At 49.6% G+C, this 24,033-nt stretch carries 24 protein-coding genes; 5 read left to right on the top strand and 19 right to left on the bottom strand.

What is annotated here, in order from left to right; all coding sequences use genetic code 11:
• Positions 1-30: 30 nt before the first annotated feature.
• From bshC to WH37_RS09770, 4 genes are all read right to left on the bottom strand, one after another.
• Entirely contained in the window at positions 31-1,671 is a 1,641-nt protein-coding gene (bshC, locus tag WH37_RS09785; RefSeq protein WP_046230403.1) for a bacillithiol biosynthesis cysteine-adding enzyme BshC, read from the bottom strand.
• A gap of 175 nt (positions 1,672-1,846) precedes the next feature.
• On the bottom strand, positions 1,847-2,242 hold the full coding sequence (locus WH37_RS09780; RefSeq protein WP_046230402.1) for a DUF3397 domain-containing protein: 396 nt from the start codon (positions 2,240-2,242) through the stop codon (positions 1,847-1,849).
• Between the two features lie 13 nt (positions 2,243-2,255).
• Positions 2,256-3,263: a ketopantoate reductase family protein gene (locus tag WH37_RS09775; RefSeq protein ID WP_046230401.1), complete on the bottom strand. Its 1,008-nt coding sequence runs from the start codon at positions 3,261-3,263 to the stop codon at positions 2,256-2,258.
• 98 nt (positions 3,264-3,361) lie between these two features.
• Positions 3,362-4,015 (bottom strand): RsfA family transcriptional regulator, encoded by a 654-nt coding sequence (locus tag WH37_RS09770; RefSeq protein ID WP_046230400.1) that lies wholly within the window; start codon positions 4,013-4,015, stop codon positions 3,362-3,364.
• Positions 4,016-4,379: 364 nt separating this feature from the next.
• On the opposite strand from WH37_RS09770, the gene WH37_RS09765 reads away from it, so the two are divergent.
• Together WH37_RS09765 and WH37_RS09760 are read left to right on the top strand one after the other, a co-directional pair.
• Positions 4,380-4,616: a DUF2626 domain-containing protein gene (locus WH37_RS09765; RefSeq protein ID WP_046230399.1), complete on the top strand. Its 237-nt coding sequence runs from the start codon at positions 4,380-4,382 to the stop codon at positions 4,614-4,616.
• A 219-nt stretch (positions 4,617-4,835) separates the two neighbouring features.
• Entirely contained in the window at positions 4,836-5,933 is a 1,098-nt protein-coding gene (locus WH37_RS09760; protein ID WP_052736910.1) for a hypothetical protein, read from the top strand.
• Here the strand turns inward: WH37_RS09760 and WH37_RS09755 are convergent.
• Positions 5,928-7,202 carry an extracellular solute-binding protein gene (locus WH37_RS09755; RefSeq protein WP_046230398.1) on the bottom strand — a complete coding sequence of 425 codons (1,275 nt, stop codon included), beginning with the start codon at positions 7,200-7,202 and terminating at the stop codon, positions 5,928-5,930. The two genes, WH37_RS09760 and WH37_RS09755, sit on opposite strands and share 6 nt — an antisense overlap.
• A gap of 137 nt (positions 7,203-7,339) precedes the next feature.
• Between WH37_RS09755 and WH37_RS09750 the strand changes: the two genes are divergently transcribed.
• On the top strand, positions 7,340-7,624 hold the full coding sequence (locus tag WH37_RS09750) for a hypothetical protein (protein ID WP_046230397.1): 285 nt from the start codon (positions 7,340-7,342) through the stop codon (positions 7,622-7,624).
• Positions 7,625-7,665: 41 nt separating this feature from the next.
• Here WH37_RS09750 and WH37_RS09745 read toward each other — a convergent pair whose 3' ends face one another.
• The gene (locus tag WH37_RS09745) at positions 7,666-8,997 is read right to left on the bottom strand and encodes a PhoH family protein (protein WP_046230396.1); all 1,332 of its coding nucleotides are present in this window, start codon (positions 8,995-8,997) and stop codon (positions 7,666-7,668) included.
• A gap of 117 nt (positions 8,998-9,114) precedes the next feature.
• Here WH37_RS09745 and WH37_RS09740 point away from each other — a divergent pair, with 117 nt between their 5' ends.
• A complete protein-coding gene (locus tag WH37_RS09740) occupies positions 9,115-9,705 on the top strand; it encodes a YhcN/YlaJ family sporulation lipoprotein (protein WP_046230395.1) in 591 nt (196 codons plus the stop codon).
• A 3-nt stretch (positions 9,706-9,708) separates the two neighbouring features.
• Here the strand turns inward: WH37_RS09740 and WH37_RS09735 are convergent, their stop codons facing one another.
• From WH37_RS09735 to WH37_RS09675, 13 genes are all read right to left on the bottom strand, one after another.
• Complete coding sequence (locus tag WH37_RS09735; protein ID WP_046230394.1) at positions 9,709-9,918, bottom strand: hypothetical protein; 210 nt, start codon at positions 9,916-9,918, stop codon at positions 9,709-9,711.
• 81 nt (positions 9,919-9,999) lie between these two features.
• A complete protein-coding gene (locus WH37_RS09730; RefSeq protein WP_231594178.1) occupies positions 10,000-11,091 on the bottom strand; it encodes an LCP family protein in 1,092 nt (363 codons plus the stop codon).
• 96 nt (positions 11,092-11,187) lie between these two features.
• The gene (locus WH37_RS09725) at positions 11,188-11,511 is read right to left on the bottom strand and encodes a YlaH-like family protein (protein WP_046230392.1); all 324 of its coding nucleotides are present in this window, start codon (positions 11,509-11,511) and stop codon (positions 11,188-11,190) included.
• 32 nt (positions 11,512-11,543) lie between these two features.
• Complete coding sequence (typA, locus tag WH37_RS09720) at positions 11,544-13,385, bottom strand: translational GTPase TypA (protein ID WP_046230391.1); 1,842 nt, start codon at positions 13,383-13,385, stop codon at positions 11,544-11,546.
• 58 nt (positions 13,386-13,443) lie between these two features.
• Positions 13,444-13,926 carry a hypothetical protein gene (locus tag WH37_RS09715; RefSeq protein ID WP_046230390.1) on the bottom strand — a complete coding sequence of 161 codons (483 nt, stop codon included), beginning with the start codon at positions 13,924-13,926 and terminating at the stop codon, positions 13,444-13,446.
• A gap of 202 nt (positions 13,927-14,128) precedes the next feature.
• Positions 14,129-14,806 carry a TerC family protein gene (locus WH37_RS09710; protein WP_046230389.1) on the bottom strand — a complete coding sequence of 226 codons (678 nt, stop codon included), beginning with the start codon at positions 14,804-14,806 and terminating at the stop codon, positions 14,129-14,131.
• Positions 14,807-14,982: 176 nt separating this feature from the next.
• The gene (gene thiI, locus WH37_RS09705) at positions 14,983-16,212 is read right to left on the bottom strand and encodes a tRNA uracil 4-sulfurtransferase ThiI (RefSeq protein ID WP_046230388.1); all 1,230 of its coding nucleotides are present in this window, start codon (positions 16,210-16,212) and stop codon (positions 14,983-14,985) included.
• A gap of 1 nt (position 16,213) precedes the next feature.
• The gene (locus WH37_RS09700; RefSeq protein ID WP_046230387.1) at positions 16,214-17,368 is read right to left on the bottom strand and encodes a cysteine desulfurase family protein; all 1,155 of its coding nucleotides are present in this window, start codon (positions 17,366-17,368) and stop codon (positions 16,214-16,216) included.
• 93 nt (positions 17,369-17,461) lie between these two features.
• The gene (locus tag WH37_RS09695) at positions 17,462-18,136 is read right to left on the bottom strand and encodes a lytic transglycosylase domain-containing protein (protein WP_046230386.1); all 675 of its coding nucleotides are present in this window, start codon (positions 18,134-18,136) and stop codon (positions 17,462-17,464) included.
• A gap of 203 nt (positions 18,137-18,339) precedes the next feature.
• On the bottom strand, positions 18,340-18,939 hold the full coding sequence (locus tag WH37_RS09690) for a nitroreductase family protein (protein WP_046230385.1): 600 nt from the start codon (positions 18,937-18,939) through the stop codon (positions 18,340-18,342).
• Positions 18,940-19,136: 197 nt separating this feature from the next.
• The gene (locus tag WH37_RS09685; protein ID WP_046230384.1) at positions 19,137-20,762 is read right to left on the bottom strand and encodes a DUF2339 domain-containing protein; all 1,626 of its coding nucleotides are present in this window, start codon (positions 20,760-20,762) and stop codon (positions 19,137-19,139) included.
• A gap of 85 nt (positions 20,763-20,847) precedes the next feature.
• Complete coding sequence (locus WH37_RS09680) at positions 20,848-21,540, bottom strand: response regulator transcription factor (RefSeq protein WP_046230383.1); 693 nt, start codon at positions 21,538-21,540, stop codon at positions 20,848-20,850.
• 50 nt (positions 21,541-21,590) lie between these two features.
• Positions 21,591-23,000, bottom strand: coding sequence for a sensor histidine kinase (locus tag WH37_RS09675; RefSeq protein WP_046230382.1), 1,410 nt, complete (start codon positions 22,998-23,000; stop codon positions 21,591-21,593).
• A 290-nt stretch (positions 23,001-23,290) separates the two neighbouring features.
• Between WH37_RS09675 and WH37_RS09670 the strand changes: the two genes are divergently transcribed.
• The gene (locus WH37_RS09670; protein ID WP_046230381.1) at positions 23,291-23,659 is read left to right on the top strand and encodes a DUF6713 family protein; all 369 of its coding nucleotides are present in this window, start codon (positions 23,291-23,293) and stop codon (positions 23,657-23,659) included.
• Positions 23,660-24,033 lie beyond the last annotated feature (374 nt).

The following is a 24,033-nucleotide window of genomic DNA, read 5'->3' as shown; positions in this document are numbered from 1 at the left end:
TATTCATCCTCCAAATTTAAAATTTAAAGTTTATAAATAAATGATTTGATGACCGCCCAGCGGTGAAAAGGGGGCTTCCAGCAGTTTGTCGAGCCACGAGGTTCCGTAACGGTTCCAATAAGCGGTCATATTCAGCACCCGCTCCTGCGGTTTGCCGCTTGGCCACAAGGACAAGGCAATGCGGTCCAGCTGGCGAATAGCCGCTTCGTACTGCTTCTCATGGGCATCCTTCGTGCGTGTCTCAAGAAACGTGATTTGCTCGATGATCTTCTGACGGTTCGTATCGCCAAGCTTGGCAAGCCCCGGCTGTACCGAAGCAGCTAGGTCAAGCAGCGGCGCGTACAAATCCTCAAACGCCTGCTTCGCTGCGGCAAACTTCTCATCAATGGCCAGCTGGTCCTGCTCCGCTAGCCACTGCTGCTTGCGCTCCTCGAAGCGCACCGCCACATCCTCAAGCGTCAGCTCGTATTTGCCCATATGCTTGGCCACTGTACCTTCAATAAGCGTAAAGGATATGCGCGGCAATACAATCGGCATTTCCATATCCAGCTTGCGGAAAGCTTCTCCGGTAATCGCCCAGTAAGCAATTTCCGCTGCGCCCAGCACCGTTCCTAGCACCGGGAACAAATAATCCTGCATCAGCGGACGTGTCAGCACATTGTTGCTGAGCTGCTCCGGCTGCTGCCGTGCAATGTCCAGCAATTGCTCCTCGGTTAGCGAAAAATCGCCCTTGCGGCTCTGGAAGCTTCCTCCTTGCTTATAAAGCAGCGTCCGCTCCTGGCCTTTATCTGTCTGGAAAACAAACAGATTGGCGCTTCCAAGCGTAACATCAACCTGCAGCGGATAGCCATGCTCCTTCACCTGGTTGGCTGCAGCCGTATACGCCTGCTCCAGTTCGTCGTTATGCGTGATCAGCTTCTCGAACATAGGCGCTTCAAGCTTGCGCAGCTGCGGATCATCGGCATCCATAATAACTAGGCCTTGCTTGCCCAGCAAGCAGCTGATTACACCTGCAAACATTTCCGATAACGATTGTGCTTGCTCCGTAATTTGCCCCAGCTGCTGAAGAATTTCCGGCTTAAAATCGGAATTGGGCAGCGCCTGCTCCAGCTCGGCCAGCAGCTCGGCCCACGTACCCGAATCGATAGCCGTCCGGCTAACCGATGTTCTTGCACCTTCCGGACGGGCAGCCGCCAGCTTGCGCAGCCCTTGGTCAGCGGTCAGCACATAGGCATGGTTTGCTTCGTCCCAGTCATGATCCTCTCCAGCAATCCAAAATACGGCAGCGACCTTTCTGCCAAGCAGCTGCTCAGCATGGCGGGCTGCACCGATTATCGATACGGCTTTATGTATAACGAGAAGAGGTCCAGACCATAGTCCAGCCTGCTGGCCGCCAACGATAACTGGCGCTCCTTCCGCAATCGCATCAATGGCAGCAAGCGCCTCGGGCGCAGCATTCCATTTGCTATTGTAATCACGCAGCACAGCAGCGACTGATGCCGCATCGACCCTTGCACCCGCTGATTCAGCAAGCCGCTTGGCACGCAGCTCCCAATCGCCCTTGCGACCCGGATGATAGCCAAACAAGGACTCAAGCCTTGAGTCCGTTAGGTTAACATAGGCGTCCGTGAGCGGCTGGGTGCTTGGTAATGAATAAGTTTCGGTAGACATATGCCACCCCTACCTCCTAATTAAGACCATATATTTAAGCTTAAATGCTTATGATTCTGCCTGTAACAGACAAATTGATTGTACACAAGATATAGGGCGCACGTCAAAAAGAAAAACAGGCCCTTTGTAAAAAGGCCCGTTTTGAAGCAGCCCGCAGCCTGCTCGCATCCCGCCATTATATCGAAAATATAGATTGCCCAATGGCAATAAACATGAGCAGCAAATAGAGCATGCTCATCGTGAAAAATCCAAGCCGCCATACGGCGCGAAATATTCTTTTCACATTGACGCTGCCGCGTTTGCGGAACTGGGCGTTGCCCAGCAAGCCACCGCCAATCAGCATAAACAATAAAATGCCATACAAGCCAAAAGAATTATGGAACAAGGAATCAAGCAATACAGCCACGCAGCCGATCAGCAGCGCAGTCGTCACATCCATCGCCAGACGAAATGCTTTTTTGCGGTCTTGTATAATAGCTCCGTAGCCAAAATAAATCAGGAGAAAAGGTATTACCGGAATAACCGCCATATAGGCATAAAAATGCTTGATACTCTCCCATATTATCCCCATCCGTATCGCCTCCCTATCGCCGATCATCCTGCAAATGCCGTACCATTTCGCTCATGGCGTCGTTCAGCGGCGATTTCATGCCCACACGTCTAGCAAGGCTGGAAACGCCGCCATTAATCCACTGCACTTCAGTTGGACGGCCTGCCCGCACATCGCTAAGCATCGATGACACATTGGCTGAAGTAGCCGCGCAGACAGCGAGCACTCTCTCCCAAGCGCCCTCTCCAAGCTCCGCGCCGCCTGCCACGCGTAAAATCTCATTCGTTTCCTCATATAAAGCGCGCATGAGCCGCAGCCTTGCCGAATGCTGAGGCAGCTCGCCGTTCGTCACATCAAATATAGCTGTAAGCGGATTAATGATAGCATTAATGAGGAGCTTCTCATAAACTCGATTGTTCATTGTCTTCGACAGCAACACCGTAAATCCTGCCAATTGCAAGGTATTTTGCAACATAATTTGTTGATTTTCATCCTTTTTGCCTGCTGCTTGTCCTTTTCCAGAGGCTCGGCCGAGCCATAGCTGTCCCCTGCCCGTATGCCGGACCGTCCTTCCATCTTGGCGCAGCGCCCCTTCGGTCGTAACTCCAATAAATAAAGGGAGCTCCGGAAGCTCCTGCGCAGCCAGCTCCAAATGTCCGATGCCATTTTGCAAAAAAAGAAAAGCCGTATGCGCCGCCGCGAGCTTCCTTAGAGCGCGAAGCAGCTCCCTTGTCAAATCGGCCTGCTTGACGGTGACGAGTATCCAATCTGGCGCCTGCTGCTGCCCCTCGCAGCCAGCCTCTGCTTCATTTGCTGCTGCACTTAAGCTTCTGCTGCTCACCCTTGCTATCTTTGCAGGCTGCCGTGACGCTTCCCCAGCTGCGCCCGCTTCGTCAAGCTCCAGCAAGCGAATGCCTTCATCCGCCAGTAGAACGGACTGACGCTCCGTGCGCGTCCATACCGTAACCTCTGCTTCTGTAGAGGCCAGCTTCGCTGCATGAAGCAGCCCCAGAGCCCCTCCGCCTACTATGGCGATATGCATTCCCTCTACCTCCTGCTTCCTGCGCTTTCTTTCATTATACGCATATCCTATAAAGACGCCAACAGCCCGCCGAAGCATCCGGCGGGCTGTTATCGATTCTATTCAATTCGTTCCAGGTTGCCATTGGCATCCATCTTGAAGCGCGGCTTCGCTTCCTCATCATTCGTCAGCACGGCAAGCCGTCTGGCGCGGTCCATAATTTGAATCAGCGTTTTGTAATCATCATTAACGGTGTGGTAATCGCTTTGAGCGTTGTTCACCTCACGAGACAATCTTTCATTTTCGCCCCGCAAACGTCCAAGCTCCTCTTCCTTCTCTCTCAGCTCTTTCTCGAACGACTTGAGCTGGCGTCCTACATCGTGGTACGTTGTCTTGATTTGACGCAAGAAACGAATAACCGAATCAATGGAAAGCAGCTCTTCTGTTGCTTGCGATTCCGCCTTGAAACCTCTCTCCTCTGTCGCCTCATAAGCGGACAGCGAAGATACTTGCGGGGTTGCCACTATCGCTTGTTTTTTCAAATAATTGCGTTTCTGCCGCTGCTGCTTGGCAATCTGTATAGCTTCTTCATAGCGCTTGCGAACACAGCTGTTCCAGCGGAATCCGCATGCTGCGGACGTACGGCCAATCCGCTCCCCTACCTCTTCGAAAGCTCCAAGCTGGGTACTGCCTTCTCTAATATGGCGCAGGGTCACTTCGGCGAGAATTAAATCATCGTCTGGACTCCACGCATCTTGTCTGACTGCTGTCATGCAACCAAAACCTCCTAACGTAAAGACGCTTACCTTATCTCTATGCCCTTGGTAGAGTTCATAGAATCTATTGGATACTAAATTGTATAACCATTTTTTCAAGCCCTCATACATATTCGGCCTGATTCTGGTACAAACTTATGAAGAAAACAGACTTTCTACGCAAAAAATGTTGTCCTCAGCCAAGGTGAAACGGCTGTCGCCGTCCTCTGGCGGCGCGTTTCACTCCGAGAAATATAAGCGTATTTATAGGTGTAAACTTATAAATGCTTATATTTTGAAATAGCAGGTTTACACCTATTTGTACAAACGTTATAATAATCTGTAGAAAATCGTGTCTGAAGCGAAAGGGGGATATACAGATATGGCACGTATGTATCGGGTTTTGGGTTTCTGGACCCTTGTCATTGGCCTTATGGCGTTTGCTGGACATATGACAGAATTTGCATTATTGTTTTTCGCCCAAGCAGTAGCTTTCGTATTTTTAGGTTACTTGAACTTTACAGAAAAAACGTACATCGTTATGTTCTGGGGCTACATGATTATCGCATTTGGAGGCTTTACATATTGGACCGTGTTCAAAATGGGCAATCCTTTTTAATGTCCGCTTGAATATTGGGAAGAACGGCGTGATCCTCATGGGTCCGCCGTTTTTTGATGTGCTGAACGGTGCGTATACACAGAAATGCCGCGATAATTGCCCTATAGTCCTGTTCATGCTTTTCCAAATGTAAGATATAATAGAATAATTCGCCGCATATAATGGTGGCTGTAGGGTACGGATGTAACCTTACGCTGCCAAGAAGAGAGGAGGCCGAGAGTGGCATTTCAAAGCTTTCCTACACGGTTCGCGCTAATCGCGCTGATGGCTGGCATGCTGTCCCTCTGGTGCGTGATGCCTGCATTCGCCGAGCCCGCGTCCTCTAATAGCGAGGAAACTCGGCTGCTGCTGGAAAAAAGCCTGTCAGTCGTCGAAATCGATAATGAAATCAAGCGCGTTCAGGTACAGCAGGCAGACTTGACCAAAGAAACAGCGGACGCCAAGCAAGCGCTCGAAGAACAGGAGCAACAAATCGCTCACAAGCGCGAGCAAGCTGGTAAAGTACTGCGCGCTTATTATATGGGGGATCGGGATATTTGGCTGACTGCTTTGCTATCCTCACGATCATTATCGGATTTTTTGATGGTCATGGAATATGCGGATTTGATTTTCGCGCATGATCGCGATGTGATGAAGCTGTACAAGGAGGAATATGCCCAGCTCACGAAAGGGATTGAGCAGCTTGGCAAGAAGCAGCAAGAGCTTGCCTCAATTGAGCAGCGGCTTAAAGAGCAGCGTGCCAGAGTGCTTACGCTGCAGGAGCAGATTGAAGGCGGACTTGCCGGACGCTCGGATGCCGACAAGCTGCGGCTTATGATGGAGGAATTGACCAAGTACTGGGAGTCGATTGGCCTTTATGAAGTCAAACAACATTTCAGCGCCTTATCCAAAGCGATGCAGAAGCTGCCTGAGTGGCTGCAAAATAATAAGCAGTATATGGAAACGAGTGGCCTAACCTACACGATTCGCATTCCCGAAGATGCCTTGAATACGTTTCTGCGGGAACAAGATGAACGCTTTCAGCAATTTTCCTTCTCCTTTGAAGATGGCTCTTTGACCGCACATGGCAAGCGGGATGCACTGGAATTAAGCGTGACCGGCCATTATACGGTTGAGCAAGAGCCGCGCAATGGCATTATTTTTCATGTAGACGAGCTGCTGTTCAATGGTCTATCGTTGCCTGACACGACTAAGCAGGAGCTGGAGAAGCAGTTCGACCTTGGCTTCTATCCCTCCTTCATTGTTTCCTTCCTTCAAGCAACTGATGTAGAAATTAAAGACGGTGAGCTTATCGTCACCTTACAAGTCAAGCTATAGGGATGTCCCTATAGCTTGTACGAATGCTTTCATCGTTATTTCTCCTTCTGCATATTGCTGCCAAAGCTGCTGCGTATGCATCCAGCGCTCGTGCCAGCTTGGGTCCGGCGGCTGAGCGGCAGGCTCGCCATTCAGCACCTTGAGCCACCACTGTGGCGGACTGCCGGCTTGCGCGGTCCCGCTCTCCTGGAGATTATCGGGCCCTGTATACAAGGAATTTTTGGCCGGCAGCTTCCCTGTTGTGGCATAGCTTTGCTGCCGACCGCCAATTTCCACCATTTCTTTAATCCACGTAAACGCTTCTTCCTTTATTTTACTCGTTCCCGCCACGACATAGCTCCTGCTTCCGAGCCACACATCATGCATCGCACCTTTATCAAGCAGCAGCTTGCTTTGCTCCTTCGCAGCAAGCTTGCTGTAAATGGACCAAGGAATACTCGCAGCGGCGATATGCTGCTCCTCCATTTGTGTGCCTGTGGACAAGCTATAGTCTGCCAGAGCTGACGACGTAATTCGCCCGGATATCGACTCCAGACGTTTTAGCTGTTCCTGCACAGCCTTGCTGTCAAAATGCAAGTATGCCGCTCCAGCTTCTTCTCCCTCTGCTGTCCACTCATCCAACCAGACAAGCAAGGATGCGACATCATGGGGCTCTAGGTATAGCGCCTTCCAATCTTTGCCGCCACTTTCCAGCTTATGAAGCAGATTGCTAAAAGCATTCCAATCCGCTGGAGGCTTCGATAAGCCCGCATCAGCGAGCAAAGCCTTGTTCCACACCGTCACATAAGGGTTTGCATCAACTGGAATGCCCCACAAATAACTGTTCCACTTGAGCGGGTCAAGCAGCCTGGCAGGCCGCTCTGACATCGTATCCGAGGTGCTAGACGCATCGACGGGATTCAGCCAGCCGCGTACAGCAAACTCGCGTACCCATTCGCTGTCCATGAGCATAATATCCGGCGCTGCTCCAAGCTCCAGCGCTTTTTTCCACTGTACATAGCCATCGCCTTCATCCGCAATATTTGTCAGCTTGACCATTGTATTGGCATGCTTCATTTGATAGCTATTCGTAGCTTCCTTCAGCATTGAAAATTCATCCGCATCCATGGAAACGGTTACATTTAGTGTCTTCGATTGATCTGCCTGCTCTTCTCCGCCTGCCGGCTCGGCATTCGTATCTCTATTTAAATTTTCAGCCCGGTTAAGGGTCCTATCGCTAAAGTTTAATAGAAGAAAAATAATAATGAATAAGGCCAAAACCGCTGTCATTGTAGCGTATTTCCTAATCGACACTGCAACCCTTCCCCTCTACCTTCATCTGGGCACATTTTATATCATAGCAATTAATGCAAGTATTGTCCAAAATAGTAGAGAACGGAGAATTGGTGAAAAAGGAGCGGCGCTGCATGAAAGGTTTGGCTTTCGATCGCTGTTGCCCTGGAAATAATGGAATAAATCCGCTCAGCGGTATTATTTTCAGGGCAAAGGCTGATGCTTACGAAGCTGCTTTCCTACGGAAAGCTTTAGGCGAACGCTCCGCTTCTACAGCTCAAACCTTTCATTCCGCTTTGCCATTTTCACCAAATGGGAAAGCGCAGAGAAAAGGACTGCGCTATAATCGGCGCAGTCCGCTTACACAAACCTACGATTTAATTTTCGGCTTAGTTGCTCCGCTCCATAAAAGAAATTAGAACATACCACAGCTCAGAGACCTGAGAACAAGAAGCACAGCTTAGAGCAAATCTGCTGCCAACTGGGCCAGCTTGGAGCGTTCGCCCTTCTCCAGCGTCATGTGGCCGCTGATGCCCTCGTTTTTGAAATGCTCCACAATATGCGTTAAGCCGTTGCTTGTCGCATCCAAATACGGATGGTCGATTTGCTCTGGGTCGCCCATGAGGACGATTTTACTGCCTTCGCCGACGCGAGATACAATCGTCTTCACCTCATGCTTGGTCAAGTTCTGCGCCTCATCAATGATAATGAATTGGCCAGGAATGGAACGCCCGCGAATGTAGGTCAGCGCTTCTACCTGAATACTGCCAAGTCCCATCAATATTTTTTCAATATCTCCGGATTTTTTCGTATCGAATAAATATTCCAAATTGTCGTAAATCGGCTGCATCCAAGGACGCAGCTTCTCTTCCTTCTCACCTGGCAAATAGCCGATATCTTTACCCATTGGAACGACTGGGCGGGCAATTAACAGTTTTTTGTATTTATGCTCGTCTTCCACCTTGAGCAGGCCCGAAGCTAGAGCAAGCAACGTTTTGCCTGTGCCAGCTTTACCCGTTAAGGTGACGAGCGGAATTTCGTCGTTAAGCAGCAATTCCAGCGCCATGCGCTGCTGCGCATTTCGGGCCGTAATGCCCCACACTGGATCATTGCTGAGGAACAGCGGCTCCAGCTTAACCCCATCCTGCGACACTTTGAGCAGCGCGGACTTGGAGGTGCCCATTTCATCCCGTAAAATAACGAATTCATTCGGATTCAGCCTGCTGCCAAGCTGCAAATTTTTCACCGTCAAAAACCGGTACGAATAAAACTCATCAATAATCGAAGGATGAACAAACAACGTCACATACCCGGCGTAAACGTCAGAAGGGGCTACAATGCGGTCAGACATGTAATCTTCTGCCATCAGTCCGAGCACATCCGCTTTAATGCGGACGAGCACGTCCTTGCTCACCAGCACGACAGAGCTTATTTCCTGGCGATCCAATTGCTCCAAATGATAGTTCAGCGCAACTGCCAGTATTCGGTTGTCATTAGACATCTCGCCGAACATTTCCTGCACCCGCACAAAGCTGCGGTGATTTAATTCTACCTTGAGAACGCCGCCGCCAGGCAGCGGAATACCTTCGTGAAGCCGTCCTTGCTCACGCATTTTATCGAGCGTGCGCGAGATAGAGCGGGCGTTGCGGCCAAGCTCGTCTGCCAATCTTTTCTTAGAGTCAATCTCTTCCAATACCACCGCGGGAATGATTACTTCATTATCGCCAAAGGCGAAGATCGCTTGCGGATCATGAAGCAGCACATTTGTATCGAGCACGAATATTTTTTTCATGAAAAAACCCTCCCGGCGTTGGACATTCAATTGAAAGGCATATACATAGCCAAACTATACTGCGGGCACACTAGGTTTAGACTAACGATCTGCAACAAGAAAGACGAGGTGGCTCACGTGTACAAATGGTTATTGGCTTTGATCGCAATCGCTGTTATTGCGGCTGGTTGCAGCACCGTCAAGCGAAACGAAATGGCATCACCCTCTCCACAGCTAAATAAAGCGAATGGCGCCGTTCGGGCGCAGCAGCTTGCGGAAAATTCCGTTAAACCATTAAAAACGAATAAGGAAGTCGCTGATCATCTTGAAAATCTTGCTAAAGGCGTTCACGGCGTAAACAATGCTCATTGCGTTGTACTCGGAAAAACAGCCGTTGTCGGCATTGATATCGACAGCAAGCTGGATCGCTCCCGTGTCGGAACGATTAAATATTCCGTAGCCGAAGCTTTCCATAAAGATCCCTACGGGATGAACGCTGTCGTGACAGCCGATATGGACATCTCACAGCGGCTGAAGGAAATGGGGGCCGATATTCAGCGCGGAAAGCCGGTAACAGGCTTTGCCGAAGAGATGGCCGATATTATTAGCCGTATCGTACCGCAAATCCCACGCAATGTGACGTCACACCAGCCTGAACAGACTCAAACTCAGATGCAGACGCAACAACGGCATATCCAAAAACATGCAACGAATGTGGACAATCATTAACCGCTAGCGCAAACGCACAGAAAGCCTGACGATCGAGTGATCGTCAGGCTTTCTTATAGAAGTACATACTTGTTCACGAGAAGTACAGATAACCGAAACGATGTTTGGACAAGCTGCTGCCGTCATAGCCACACCAGCAGAACCACGTTTAAAACGAGGCATGCAATCAGCTTCGATAAGTTGCTCGAAATTGGCGGCTAAGAATACGGTCATCAGCATGACCTCCTTCTAACAGGAATTGCATTCGGTATCCTTAGTTCCTATTATAGCCATTAATGAATCCAGCGTCTATGGTTATTCAGCCATTTTTGCCTGAAGTGCCGCGCGCGCCTCTTCAAGCGATGTTGAATCAACATATACATATGGGCTCTTCCACGTTCCGTTTAACGCTTGGAACGTAATATCGGAGCTGCCCATGCCCAAATATGTGCTGAGCATATTTTTAATTTCTGACGGAGGCATATCGAGCGTCAAATTATTACCTACTGCTCCGATGACCTTATCATATTTCGTAACGCCGCCGAACGATTTCATTTTATCAAAAATCGCGCCGATAACTTCCATTTCCCGACGATTGCGGTCGAAGTCGCTTGATTCGGCTGTTCCCTGATTCGATTTGCGATAGCGTACATAATCGAGGGCATTTTTCCCATCAAGCACCTGCTGGCCCTTGCTCAAATTAATGTTCGTGCCATCGGCCGTATCCCGGTAACGCATGTCCATCTCGACATTCACCTCAACGCCATCGAGCGCATCAACAACATCCGTAAAACCTTTAAAGTTAATAATACCGGTATACTTCAACTCAACTCCAAAATACTTGGACAGCATTTCGCGAATTTCCTTTTTCGCATCTGCCTCTGCCGCTTCTTTGTCCATGTTCTTTTCCGAACGGGCATTGTTGAAAAAAGTGCTGTAATTCGCATTCGCCTTCCGCTCGCGATAGCCGTCTACTTGCAGCACCGAATCCCGTGGAATCGAGACGACGGATGCTGTTTTTGTATTCGGATTAAAAATAGCGACCAGCATAACGTCGGTGTTTAAACCGCCGCCTTTTTCACGCGAGTCAATACCGAGCAGCACCATGCCTGTAGACTTTTTCTTAACGGACTCCTCTTCCGGCACTACAATATTGTTCGCTGTTCCAATCGTATCAACTGCATTTGTAGCCACGTAAGCAAGATATCCGACATATAGCATAATTAAAATAAGAACGGAAAGCACAGCGAACATAATTTTAATCCAAACGCTGCCTTTTTTCTTTTTCTTCTTAGGCTTTGGAGCTGTTTTCTTCGCACCACCCGGCCTGCTTGCAGCCGTTCTAGGGGGTAATCCTTTGGAGCCTTCGGTCATAGCAACCACCTTCAAATCCTTTGTATTTCGCATCTGTCCTCATTACGCAAAGAAGCAGCGATACCCACGAATTCTCGCGGATATCGCTGCTGTAGAAGGCAGATCCGATCTTAAGAACACGCTAACGTCTCATATGCCGTTACTTCCGGAGTCTGATTCCTTTACAGCGTGCTTGCCTGCCCGTTTACTTTGCAGCTTGTCATACAGCTGGCGACCGCGAAGCATAAGCATCATTAATACAGCAATTCCCATACATTGAATAATCGGCAGCGAATCCACCTGCAAAATCCAAAGTACGAAAGAACCGAATACGATCAAAATGTAAACCAGTACTTCCTTTAGAATTGGCAGCTTCGCATTATTCGCCCGAAACACGGTATTGAAAATATAGATCGTGAATCCTAATATGAGCAAATAAGAAACGACCCAATGTTCGCTAAACCATTGCTGCATGCCGTTAAACCTCCAATCAGGCGGCTAGCGCCTTAAACGCCCGCTTGTGATGTTTTACGTTGTTTTTCTGCACGCTCGCGCTCGCTTTTGTTCAAGATTTTTTTACGAAGGCGAATCGACTTCGGCGTAATTTCACAATATTCGTCATCGTTCAAATACTCAAGCGCGCTCTCCAGGGAGAACAGACGAGGAGTTTTGAGCTTAACCGTATCGTCTTTACCAGCGGAGCGAATATTCGTCAATTGCTTTTCTTTACAAATGTTAACGACGATATCGTTGTCACGCGTGTGCTCGCCAACGATCATGCCTTCGTAAATTTCAGTACCTGGCTCCAAGAACTGAATACCACGATCCTCTACGCCCATCATGCCGTAGAAAGTCGTTATGCCATTCTCCGTAGCAACAAGCACGCCTTGGTGACGTCCACCAACACCGGAACCAGCAAGCGGACCGTAGCTGTCAAACGCATGGTTCATAATGCCGTAGCCGCGTGTAAGCGTAAGGAAAGAAGTACGGTAGCCGATCAAGCCACGAGCTGGGATGATGAACTCCAAGCGAACTTGGCCTGTGCCATTGTTCACCATGTTGACCATTTCAGCTTTACGGGAGCCAAGGCTCTCCATAACAGCGCCCATGCTTTCTTCCGGCACGTCAATGATCAGACCCTCGTAAGGCTCTTGCTTCACGCCATCAATTTCCTTAACGATTACTTCCGGTTTCGATACTTGCAGCTCAAAGCCTTCACGACGCATATTCTCGATCAGAATCGTCAAGTGAAGCTCGCCGCGTCCCGATACGATAAATGCATCCGGGCTTTCTGTTTCATCTACGCGCAAAGCGACATCTGTCTCAAGCTCTTTGAACAGACGCTCGCGAAGCTTACGCGATGTAACCCATTTACCTTCACGACCCGCGAAAGGACTGTTGTTGACAAGGAACGTCATTTGCAGCGTAGGCTCGTCAATTTTCAGAACCGGCAAAGCTTCCGGATTCGCTGGATCAGCAATCGTTTCACCGATGTTAATATCTTTAATACCTGCAATCGCTACAATATCGCCAGCGCCTGCTTCTTCAATTTCAATTCGTTTCAAACCTTGGAAGCCGAACAGCTTCTCGATTCTAGCCTGTTTCTTGCCGCCATCACGCGTCATAACGGCAACGGTTTGTCCTTGACGAACGATACCACGGTTTACACGGCCAACCGCAATACGACCCAAATATTCATTATAGTCAAGCAGCGTCACCAAATATTGCAGTGGCTCCTCTACGTTCTCTGTTGGCGAAGGAATATGGTTGATGATCGTTTCATACATCGCTTCCATGTTCTCATCTTGTTTGTCAGGGTCAAGACTCGAAGTACCCATCAATGCGGAAGCATAAACGACATTAAACTCCAGTTGCTCATCACTTGCACCTAGCTCGATGAACAGGTCAAGCACCTCATCCACAACTTCTGATGGACGAGCATTAGGACGGTCAATTTTGTTCAATACTACGATTGGCTTCAGGTTCGATTCCAATGCTTTGCGCAATACGAATTTCGTTTGCGGCATGCAGCCTTCGAAAGCATCAACGACGAGCAATACGCCGTCAACCATTTTCATAATACGTTCAACTTCGCCGCCAAAGTCAGCATGTCCTGGTGTATCAACGATGTTGATCAAATAATCTTTGTACGTAATCGCAGTGTTTTTCGCCAAAATGGTAATTCCGCGCTCACGCTCTAGATCGTTGGAATCCATCGCACGCTCCTGAACCGCTTCGTTTTCACGGAAAGTTCCTGATTGCTGAAGCAGTTTGTCAACCAACGTTGTTTTGCCGTGGTCAACGTGCGCGATAATCGCGATGTTCCGAATGTTCTCTCTTGCTTGCATAACTAATAATCCACTCCATTTGTCTAATTTTGTATAATCCTAACCGATTGCTTGCCGTCTACCAGCGGGATCGTTTCCCCATCATCATCCATGCTCCGGCCGCAATCAGGATAATAGCAATCGCATATATCCCCCAGCTCCAAACGAGCGCCAAAATCAGCAGTACAGCCGATGTAACAGCGAGAATGGCGGAGGCGTTAAAAAAAACGCGTTCGCGGGATGCGCCGAACAAGTGGTACTCGTACAGCCCAACCGCTACACCCGTTATAAACAGCGGCCAAACATATTTGAGCGTATCCCATCCGAACATGATACAAAGCATGAACAAAATCGAATAAACGATCAGCATGCCTCCCGGAATAAGCACAACTGCCGGAAACAACCTGCCGAAATACAGCACATGCAGCAGAATTCCCGGAATAAGAACGAGAAGCGGCCAAAAATTGGATCCCAAAAAGCTGAACACACCCAGTTTGCCAAGCAATATTACGATACCAGCCAGCAGCACAATAATTCCAGCGGAATATTTGTTGTTAGGCATCCGCGCTTCCGCTCCTTACAACGCCTTACGCATATCCTGACGAAAGACGACAGTTTTTATCTTTACTAGTTTAAAGGAAGTGAAGTAAAAATACCAGTGCAACAAGTGCAACATGAAAAAAAAATTAGCAAACCGCTTATAATGGCCGCTCGCTGCTTGATTCTAACTCGCTTCATTGCCGCTTATCGACAGGGATGGATGCTTAAGTCAGCGCCGAGCGGCGCATCAGAATGCCGATAATAATGACGAACGGGATGCTGAGCAGTGGAATCGCTTCGATGGCGGTTGCAGAGCTGCTGAACAGCAGGCGATGCACGCCCGGGTCATGGACAAGCATGCCTCCTGCCGCAAAACCGAGCAAACCCGCCCCAATATAAATAAGTGAAGGAAACTTCTGCAGCAGCTTCGTTAGCATTTGGCTGCCCCAAATAATCATCGGTATGCTCAGTGCAATGCCGAGCAGCAGCATCATCGTCTGCCCTTTCGCCACAGCTGCGATCGCCAGCACATTGTCGAGGCTCATTACAAAATCAGCCGTCACAATCGTCCATATCGCAGCAGGCAGCGAAGTCGCCCGCTTCACCTTATGCGATGCTCCGCCCGCTTCACTGGACTCACCCGCATCGGCCAGCAATTTTACAGCAATATAAAACAGCAGCACGGCGCCAATGGCCTGCAAGAACGGCGTCTGCAGCAAGGAAATCGCCGCCAGGGTAAGCACGCAGCGCAGGACAACAGCAGCCGTTGTTCCCCACCAGATCGCCCGCCTGCGCTGATGCTCTGGCAGATGCTTGCTCGCCATTGCAATTACAATAGCATTATCGCCGCTTAGCAGAAGATTAATCAGAATGATCTGCATAAATATGAAAAAGCTGTCCATAGTACTCGCCCCCTATACTACCACCTGTATGTCCAAGCTGGGGCGAATATGACGGAAAGCCTAAAACGGGCCACTCTGGTCTCCTGCTTCTTACAAAATAAAGACCGCCCACCCTTATCATGGTGAGACGGCCTATCCTCAAGAGCGGCTTGTGACAAGCTGCTAAACGTTACTTTTTAGAACCAGCGGTCTTCGCCGGCACTTGCCTCCGGCTCGGGGTCTTCCGGTGTAAGCAGCAGCACTTCCGTCTGCTTAACGGCTTCATCCAGCAGCTGCTCCAGATTTTTTTGCTGATTCAGATAACCTTCTACCTTTTCTACAAACCGCAAATTCGGCTTAATGCTCGGGGATTTTGGCAAAAACAATGTACAGCAATCCTCATAAGGCAAAATCGATGTCGCAAACGTGCCCAAACGCTCCGCTTCATTAATAATTTCCTGCTTATCCATCATCACAAGCGGTTTTAACAGCGGCAGCACGGTCGCCCGTCCAATGACGTCCATGCTGACGAGCGTCTGGCTCGCTACCTGGCCAAGGCTTTCGCCTGTCACAATGCCATGAGCGTGATTGATCTCGGCAAGACGCTCCGTAATTCGCAGCATCGCGCGGCGCATCAGCGTAATAATAAGCGGGTCCTGTCCCGACTGGGCAAGCGTCGTCTGAACTTCCGTAAAAGGCACCAGATGCAGCTTGAGCGGGGCGCCGCTGTAATAAGAAAGCCGCTTCGCCAGCTCAATAACCTTCTCCTTCGCCTTCTCGCTTGTAAACGGATAGCTGTGAAAATGAACCGCTTCAAGCTCCAGCCCTTTGCGCATCGCCATCCAGCCTGCAACCGGACTGTCAATGCCACCAGACAGCAGCAGCATTGCCTTGCCGTTCGTACCGAATGGAAAGCCGCCAGGTCCATTCACAACTTCATTGAAAATGTAAGCTGCTTCCTCCTGAATATCGACCTTCAGCTCCACCTCAGGCCCCCGCACATCAACCTTCAAATTTTCCATCGCCCGCAGCACATGGGCCCCCACCAAATGATTCATTTCCTGCGACGTATGCGGAAACTTCTTCCATGCGCGTTTTGCGCTTACTTTAAAAGTGGCAGGCTCCTGCTCCATCGCCTTCATGAGCGCAAGCGCAGCTGCGCGGATTTCCTCCAGCTCCGGCTGAACGCTTACGACCGGGCTAAAGGTCGAAATGCCAAATATATCTTTGACCCGTTCCGCGATAAGCGCATAGTTTTCCCCGTTCAAATTAATATAAAGCCGCCCGAACATTCTCGAATACGTCAGCGCGGCAAAATCCTTCAATCGCAGCTGAAGCTGCTGGAGCATCCGCTTCTCGAACATCCCGCGGTTGCGTCCCTTCATAGCCAGGTCGCCGTAGCGAATGATAATTTTATCATACATCACTTTACCTTGCGCTCCTTTCAAGCGGCTTAAGCTTGCTTATCGTCAGGCGCAGCATTTCGCACAGCTGCAAAATATGCTGCTCCGTATGCTCGTCGCCAAGACTAATTCTGACGCCGCTGGCTGCCCGTTCCTGCCCGAGTCCCATCGCAAGCAGCACCCGGCTCGGCTTATTGTCACGCGAGGAGCAGGCCGACTTCGTAGAAGCGATAATGCCATGCTGCTCCAGCATATGAACGATAACCTCCGGCTTCATGCCCGGATAGGAAAAATGGACAATATGCGGCGCCATGCTCTCCGGCGCCCCGCCATTCAAAATCAGCTCCGGCGCGGCCTCAACGAAATCCGTCAATTGCTGGCGCAGACGGTACATCCGCTCGCGCCGCTCCTGTGCCGACTGCATCGCCATGCGCAGCGCCTTGGCCGATGCCACAATGCCGGGCACATTTTGCGTCCCTGCGCGCATGCCATGCTCCTGCGAGCCGCCGGAAAGCAGCGGCGTCAGGCTTACGCCCTCCCGGACGTATAAATAGCCGATCCCCTTGGGCCCGCGCAGCTTATGCGCAGAGCCGCTGAGCAGATCAATACCCCAGCCTTGCAAATCAATCGGCAGCTTGCCGATGCTTTGCACCGCGTCCACATGCAGCAGCGTGCGCGGATACTCTTGCAGCAGCTTGCCAATGTCTGCAATCGGCTGAACGCTGCCTACTTCATTATTAACATGCATAATGCTGACGAGAATCGTGTCTTCCCGCAGCGCCATCCGCAGCGCTTCAATCTCAACCTGACCCGCCCGGTCAACGGGCAAATAAGTGACCTCGTAGCCTTCCTGCTCCAGCTGCTTGAACGTATCGTAGACGGAGGCATGCTCTATTTGGGTCGTAATAAGATGCTTGCCACGGCTCTGGTACTGCTTTGCCGCTCCTTTAATCGCGAGATTATTGCTCTCCGTGCCACCAGAAGTGAACAGCCACTCCTCAGCCTTCACGCCGAACAGCTCGCCAAGCAGCGAACGCGAGCGGGAGATGAGCTTATCTGCGTCTGCGCCGGCATGGTGAATCGATGATGGATTCGCATAATGCGCCTTCATCACCTCACCCAGCGTATCAATAACCTCCTCGTAAGGCGGTGTCGATGCGCAATGATCAAAATATAACATAATACAAACGTTCCTTTCCTACTAGAAAAAATAAAAAGATCAGCGACGGCAAGCGGGTTGCCATTCGTGATCTAAAAGAAATGCTTTAACAGCTTAGTAGCGTGCTGCTTGTACTTTCACAATATAGCGCTGCGTTTCCTCAGGAAGCTTGTCCAAATTTGCCAGCAGCTCGCTGTCTGTCGTAATACCTAGACGGTCGATACGACCCGGGCCGGCATTGTACGCGGCTAATGCTACTTGCTCGTTGCCATTGTACTTGCGAAGCAAAAAGGATAAATAACGGGTTCCGCCATCGATATTTTGCTGCGGATTCAAGGAATCTGTCACGCCGAGGCCTCGTGCCGTCGCGTCCATCAGCTGCATGAGCCCTTTGGCGCCTGCGCCGGATACGACATCTGGCTGGAAACCGGACTCTGTGCGAATGACACCGCGGATCAAAGCGGGATCTACGCCATATTTGGCTGCTGCCTGTGCAATCATCGCATCGTAGTCAGTCGAGCCAGCTGCAAACGACTCGCCCTCAGCCTGATAAGCGTTATTCAAGCTGGCAAGCTGCGCCAGCGCCTCGGACGCTTGAACGGATACGTCGGTGCCTTCACTTGAGCCGTTCGAAGCTTCATGCATATATTGGGACAGCAGCATGTCGAACAACGAAGTCACACTTTTGTCTTTATTCGTGCCTAGCGGATTCGCTACTGTCTTAAAGTCAAGATTAGGAGCAAGCTGCGTCTTGATCATTTGCTTCATAATGCGCGGATCGATACTCATAATTTCCTCCTTGAACCAAATCGCTTGGCTCTGCTGGTCTAAAAAAGCTCTATAATGATGTATCGGTTTTTATTGTACATGTTTTTACCCCTATTCGCCAGCAAATCCTAAAATACGCAAGTTTATTCGCTTTAAGGAGCCACGAGCAGAGGCACAAAAAACCTCCGAAGCGAGCTTCGGAGGTTAGTCAGTTCCATAAAAGCTTATTTGAATACTTTGACGCGATCTTCAAGCGGCTGGAATGTTTTTTCGCCAGGCTCTGCTGTAGGCTTGCCGAAAGGCATTTGCGCAATCAGGCCCCACGATTCTGGCAGGCCAAATGTCGCTTTTACTTTTTCGTCGATCAGCGGGTTGTAATGCTGCAGGGAAGCGCCGAAGCCCACTTCTTCCAGCAGGTTCCATACTACAAATTGCAGCATGCCCGAGGATTGGTGCGACCAAAGCGGGAAGTTGTCGGCATACGAAGGGAATTGCTGCTGCAGACCTGCAACAACATTGTGATCCTCGAAGAACAAAATCGTGCCGTAGCCATTATTGAAAGAAGCAATTCTGCCTTCTGTCGAAGCAAATTGATCAGCAGGAACGATTGCGCGAAGAGCTTCCAGCACAATGCTCCACAATTTATCATGATTTTCGCCGAGCAACACGACTGCTCTAGCACTTTGAGAGTTAAAGGATGAAGGCGAATGTTTAACGGCTTCGTTAACCAATTCTACGATTTTCTCATCAGAAACAACAGATTCTTTACTAATTCCGTAATAAGTACGTCTTGCTTGCACAGATTCCAAAAAGCTTTGTGACATAATCAAATACCTCCAGTTAAATGGTTTAATTCAACGCTTGAGTAGATACGAACCAAAGTAATATTAATTACTTTACGTAAGTAACAATAATATATTTACCCACATTTTGTCAAGCTTTTCCCCTGGCTTTTTTATTGCAGGAGCCCTTCACACCGCTTTATTCTTGCCCCAATTGCTCTGCTTTCATTAGCCGAAATTTACATGTTATCTTTCTTAATATCCTTCTCCTCGCCCGCTTGCTCCCAAGACTGCTCGCCAAGCTCTTTCACCTTATTCCATTTGCCGTTGATCCAAGCGATGAGGAAGGAGATTCCCCCGAGCAATAGCAGCACTAGCACCTTGTACAAGCTTTCCTGGCCGTTCAGGTCGAAGAAAATCGCTTTAATGGCCGTCAGCCCTAAAACCGAGAAGCCGAACCAGCGGAACACCGATTGTCCGCGATTGGCGCCCCACAATACGAGCAGCAGCGCATATACGCCCCATGAAGCCGACAGACTGAGCTGCACATAGAAGTATGGCAGATAGTCAAAATGCTCCTGAAACAACCGAATCATTTGAACGGTCAGCAAGCCGCCGATTATAAAATGCGAGCACAACGCATACATGTTACCCATCACGCGATTGCCTGAATCGCCAAGCGACGCAAATTTCAGCCTCGCCGAATAATAGAAGCCCAATAACGCAAGCGCAAGCCATGCCATCGCGCCCCAATTCAGAAACGGAATGAAGACGCCGAACCATTCGCCGCGCGGTGTAAACCATGTAATTACGTACCAATAGCATACCGTTGTAAACCATATAATGAGCGATGCCAGATTCAAAGCTTGCCAGCGGAACCTTTTGCCCACCCAGACAAGCAGCACGGCCACCGTCGACCATAGAAATACATTGAAGATCGGTTTGACCGCTAGACCGCTGCCAACCTGATTAAGCGCAAGCAGCATCAGCAGCACACCAGCAGAACCATACGTAGCCGAGGCCGGCTCCATACGCTTCACATGATAGTGGATAAACCAGCTGGCAAGCAGCAGCACAAAGCCGATAAATGCCAGCGGATAACCATAATGCACTTCACCATGAATGAGCAGCAGCGACCAGAAGCCAAAAATAACGCCATTGGACAGTCCCGCATACATGTTCATCCCGTCAAAGCTTTGCTTATTTGCCCGCGACGCAAGCAGGAAGCCGATCTGATAAAACAGGAATGCGGCAAGCGCATAGCGCAGCGGCAAATTCCATACCCCTTCCACCACAGGATCGAAGGTGAAAAAGTAGACGATATACATCATCCAGCTTCCAATAAAAGATGTAAGTCTGAGCTCGTTCCAGCTCTTCACCGTGCTGAGCCAGAAAAAAGCGGAATTGAGCACGAGCATATACAGAAATAAAGTAAATACTTGATCCGTTTCTGGACGCATGAGCAGTGGCGACAGCAAGCCGCCCATCAAAGCAATATTGATCAGCAGACGCGATTCAAAGCGGTAAGCGTAAACCGTAAGCGCCGCAGTAACGGCTGTCATGCCCAGCAGCACCGTCATCGAGTCCCACATTTCATAATAGACACCAGCAAAAGCAGCCGTCGTATACAGCAGGCAGGCGCCTAGTCCGATTAGCAGCTCGCCGACGATCGGCCATTTTTCCCGCTTAATCAGCGAAAACCCTGCTGCGGCAAAACCTGCGCCGCTCAGCAGTCCCAGCCCGATTTTCATCGCATTCGTTACCCAGCCCTGCTCCACCGTATATTTGAACAAAGTGACGAACGCTGATAGGACGAATAACACGCCGAGCAGCAAAGTCCATTGTTTGCGAATCCATATATTCATTGGTTGTACCTCCGTTTAGCTGCATTTTTATGACTTGGTCTTAGTTCTATTTTAGAAAAATAGGGCAAAAAAAATAGTACCAACTTTACGTGGTACCATTTCCATCCTTATTTTCTTTTTCTAATAAACCAAGTGCTTTCACCTGCTGCGCAGCCTCTTTCGAGCCGCCCAGCTGCAGCTTCTTGAGTATATGGTTAATATGGTTTTTGACCGTTCGAATAGAAACGAACAGCTTATCCGCCATCTGCGACTGCGAATAGCCTTGATCGACCAGCTCCAGCAATTGCAGCTCCGCAGGCGTAATCAGATCGCGCACCTTCTTCACTTCAAAATCCCGCTCCAGCTGCTTCAGCCTGCGGAATTCCTCGCGCATCTGCTCCGCCGCCGCCGCGCTGATCGGAGACTGGCGCTTTGCCGCCGCCGCAATGGCCGCAGGCAGCGATTCAAAGTCAGATTTGATCTGGTAATCGATCGCCCCCACCTGAAAAGCTTGCAAAATCAGCTCCTTCTCCTCCATCGACGTCAGCATAATGACCCTTGCTCCCGTCGACATCGCCGTTGCCTCCGCCAGTTCAATGCCTGCCGGCTCGTCACCGAGCATAATATCCATTAGTACAACATCTGGCGCCTTGAGCTCGCCCGCGAGCGCCTCCCGTACCTCCTGCGGATTATCCGAAGTGAATACGACTTCAATGTTCGGCTGGGCCGCCAGAAAAGCTTTCAGCCCGCGCAGCCAATCCTTGTCGTCCTCCACAATCCATACTTGTATGTTATCCATCGGTATGTTCCCCTTCTCTCAGCCTTATCTCTGTCTCTATCTATTTCTCTTTATCTCTCTGACTCTTTGTGTTCGGATGCGGAATCGGCCCCTAATACCTGCTGTGCCTGAATCGCCTTTTTCTTGAATATCATCGATACGAGCGTGCCTGTTCCCAGCTTGCTCTGAATATGCAAAGAGCCGCCATGCTTGCGCATCACATGATACGCATACGGCAGGCCAAGCCCGAAATTCGTACTGCCCCCGCGTTTGGTCGTATAAAAGGGCTCGAACGCTTTAGCCGTCTGCGCACGATCCATACCCGGCCCCGTATCGCGCACCTCTATCATGATATCGCGTTTCGTTTCTTTCATTATAAGGCTCAGCGCGCCTTTGCCGTCCATTGCTTCAATTGCATTCGAGATCAAGTTACCGAGAGCCTCGGCAACCTGCGCGCGGTCGATCATACAGCTCCAGCCCTCCTGCAGGCTGCTGCTGAAATGGACGCCTTCGGCAAGCAGCTTATACGGCTCAAGCGTCATGAGCAGCAGCTCGCCAAGCTCTTCCCGCGCAGGCTTCAGCGCCAAATCCTCGGTGCCATGATGGACACGGCCAATCATTTCCTGGATGTGCCGCGTCGTCCGCAGCATCGTCTCCGCATCGGCAAGCAGCTCCTCCTGGTTCGTGGATGCCGCGTATGCGCGCATTTTCTCACCGAAGAGACGCATTTTGCCAACGTCATTTTTGATCGCATGATTAAGAATAGCCGTGCCCGATGTAACTGCCCGCAGCGTCGAATCAAGGCGGCGACGGTCGATAAAAACACGTACCCCTAGAAAGCCGTAGGTAAACAGGCCTATAACAAATACCAGCGCCCCTATGCCTACGAACCATGTATTGTACACCCACATCCGCAGGAAACCGAGGCTTGGCAGCACATAATTCATCGTTGCGCTAAACAGCACCGGAGTCAGCACCGACGTGCATACGATCCAATGGCGCCTCGCTTGGGCCAAATAACCCGGATTTTTCAGTAAAATATTCACCGCTCCCACTGCCACATAAGGCACAGCCCACCAGACGACGACCGAAAATGTAATCGGATACGTTTCATTATAGCCCGGTGTAAAAAGCAGGCAGGCCGCAATCGGAATAAACAGCAGCAGCGGCAAAACACGTTCATAAGGCTGCAATCGGTCGATTGGGCGATAGGCCAGTGCAAACAATAGGAAGGTGTACGGCAAGCCGTAGTAGGACAGCAGCGAACAAAATGCTTGCAGCATATAAAGCAGCTGGTCAGCCGTTTCATTCATATAATGTTGACTTACATAAGGATTAATTCGCTCATCCAGCACGACAGACATCGCCCCGGCTCCGCCCGTAAAAGGTACCCCGCTAAGCCGCCTGCTCACAACAGAGCGTGGGTCGGACAGCACCAAAATTAAAGCAATTCCCCATAAGGCAATTAGGACAAATAACACGCCGCAGCCCTCTTCTCTCTATATGCTCTCTTTTATGCTCTGCTCTAACCATATAGCGGAGCGCGGAAAGCGTCAACCCTCTGAGAAAATATGTGCGGCGATTGGCATAGGACTGCCCGCCTATTCATGAAATTAACCGTTCAAGCATGTATTGTACATACCTCAAAATGGTTATTTTGCTACGTTGTCGTCATTTATACGTATATTAAAGGCGGCTTATTTATATTTTTCATTTATAAAGCTGTAGTATCTGAAATACTATGTCGTTATAAAATTGCAGGAGGTCACATATGTCCGATTTTTTGCTTGTGCTATTTTTGTTCAATCTATCTTTATTTCTGTTGCACGAAATGGATGCGATACGCCATTCTGAATGGAGATTGTTTATCGTGCTGAAGGATATGGAGGATTCTAAAGCCTATAAGGTGTTCACCTTTATTCATCTTCCGATGTACACGATCATACTCGCTCTGCTTTTCAGTGATTATCAGACCATTACGTTTTGGGTGCTGGATTTATTTTTTATCATCCATGCGGTTCTGCATCTCTTTTTTGAAAAGCATCCCCGCAACGGCTTCAAAAATACGTTCTCCCGAGCCTTTATTTATCCAATGGGGATTGTTGCGGCGATTCATGTGTTGTTGATGGTTATTAATTGAGTGTCGAATATGTTCGGATATGTAGGGGTTCAGCGAGGTTTGAAGTTATTACGAATAGGGGAGACCATACGTATAGTTTAAGAAAGACCTGACCGCCTATGACCTTTTGCGGTCCTTTTTTTGTTCATTTGATGATCGTTAATCATTACTTGAACGGGAATTTGGACTAAGGGTTTGTATTCAAGCCCATGTCGCTCTGCTCCTCATGGCATTGAGCTTTTAATCGAGGCAAACCTATTCTAATTATGCGAGGCTGGGGACAGAAGGAGGCGATTATGTCTTTGACGGCACAGATGGGAACTGTTTCCTTTTTTGAAGGACTGAGGTTCCGCTATTTTAGCTTTTTATACGATTTTAGCCCGTAAGCGGACAGG

Source organism: Paenibacillus algorifonticola, assembly GCF_000971975.1.
GTDB lineage: Bacteria > Bacillota > Bacilli > Paenibacillales > Paenibacillaceae > Pristimantibacillus > Pristimantibacillus algorifonticola.
The sequence above is the reverse complement of the archived record's forward strand: the minus strand, read 5'-3'. Positions and strand labels throughout refer to the sequence as shown.

What these genes read in the sequence shown, in the direction of transcription:
- bshC (WP_046230403.1), bottom strand. Translation starts at nt 1,671, where the DNA reads ATGTCTACCGAAACTTATTCATTACCAAGCACCCAGCCGCTCACGGAC.
- WH37_RS09780 (WP_046230402.1), bottom strand. Translation starts at nt 2,242, where the DNA reads ATGGGGATAATATGGGAGAGTATCAAGCATTTTTATGCCTATATGGCG.
- WH37_RS09775 (WP_046230401.1), bottom strand. Translation starts at nt 3,263, where the DNA reads ATGCATATCGCCATAGTAGGCGGAGGGGCTCTGGGGCTGCTTCATGCA.
- WH37_RS09770 (WP_046230400.1), bottom strand. Translation starts at nt 4,015, where the DNA reads ATGACAGCAGTCAGACAAGATGCGTGGAGTCCAGACGATGATTTAATT.
- WH37_RS09765 (WP_046230399.1), top strand. Translation starts at nt 4,380, where the DNA reads ATGGCACGTATGTATCGGGTTTTGGGTTTCTGGACCCTTGTCATTGGC.
- WH37_RS09755 (WP_046230398.1), bottom strand. Translation starts at nt 7,202, where the DNA reads ATGACAGCGGTTTTGGCCTTATTCATTATTATTTTTCTTCTATTAAAC.
- WH37_RS09750 (WP_046230397.1), top strand. Translation starts at nt 7,340, where the DNA reads ATGAAAGGTTTGGCTTTCGATCGCTGTTGCCCTGGAAATAATGGAATA.
- WH37_RS09745 (WP_046230396.1), bottom strand. Translation starts at nt 8,997, where the DNA reads ATGAAAAAAATATTCGTGCTCGATACAAATGTGCTGCTTCATGATCCG.
- WH37_RS09735 (WP_046230394.1), bottom strand. Translation starts at nt 9,918, where the DNA reads ATGACCGTATTCTTAGCCGCCAATTTCGAGCAACTTATCGAAGCTGAT.
- WH37_RS09730 (WP_231594178.1), bottom strand. Translation starts at nt 11,091, where the DNA reads ATGCGAAATACAAAGGATTTGAAGGTGGTTGCTATGACCGAAGGCTCC.
- WH37_RS09725 (WP_046230392.1), bottom strand. Translation starts at nt 11,511, where the DNA reads ATGCAGCAATGGTTTAGCGAACATTGGGTCGTTTCTTATTTGCTCATA.
- typA (WP_046230391.1), bottom strand. Translation starts at nt 13,385, where the DNA reads ATGCAAGCAAGAGAGAACATTCGGAACATCGCGATTATCGCGCACGTT.
- WH37_RS09715 (WP_046230390.1), bottom strand. Translation starts at nt 13,926, where the DNA reads ATGCCTAACAACAAATATTCCGCTGGAATTATTGTGCTGCTGGCTGGT.
- WH37_RS09710 (WP_046230389.1), bottom strand. Translation starts at nt 14,806, where the DNA reads ATGGACAGCTTTTTCATATTTATGCAGATCATTCTGATTAATCTTCTG.
- WH37_RS09700 (WP_046230387.1), bottom strand. Translation starts at nt 17,368, where the DNA reads ATGTTATATTTTGATCATTGCGCATCGACACCGCCTTACGAGGAGGTT.
- WH37_RS09695 (WP_046230386.1), bottom strand. Translation starts at nt 18,136, where the DNA reads ATGAGTATCGATCCGCGCATTATGAAGCAAATGATCAAGACGCAGCTT.
- WH37_RS09690 (WP_046230385.1), bottom strand. Translation starts at nt 18,939, where the DNA reads ATGTCACAAAGCTTTTTGGAATCTGTGCAAGCAAGACGTACTTATTAC.
- WH37_RS09685 (WP_046230384.1), bottom strand. Translation starts at nt 20,762, where the DNA reads ATGAATATATGGATTCGCAAACAATGGACTTTGCTGCTCGGCGTGTTA.
- WH37_RS09680 (WP_046230383.1), bottom strand. Translation starts at nt 21,540, where the DNA reads ATGGATAACATACAAGTATGGATTGTGGAGGACGACAAGGATTGGCTG.
- WH37_RS09670 (WP_046230381.1), top strand. Translation starts at nt 23,291, where the DNA reads ATGTCCGATTTTTTGCTTGTGCTATTTTTGTTCAATCTATCTTTATTT.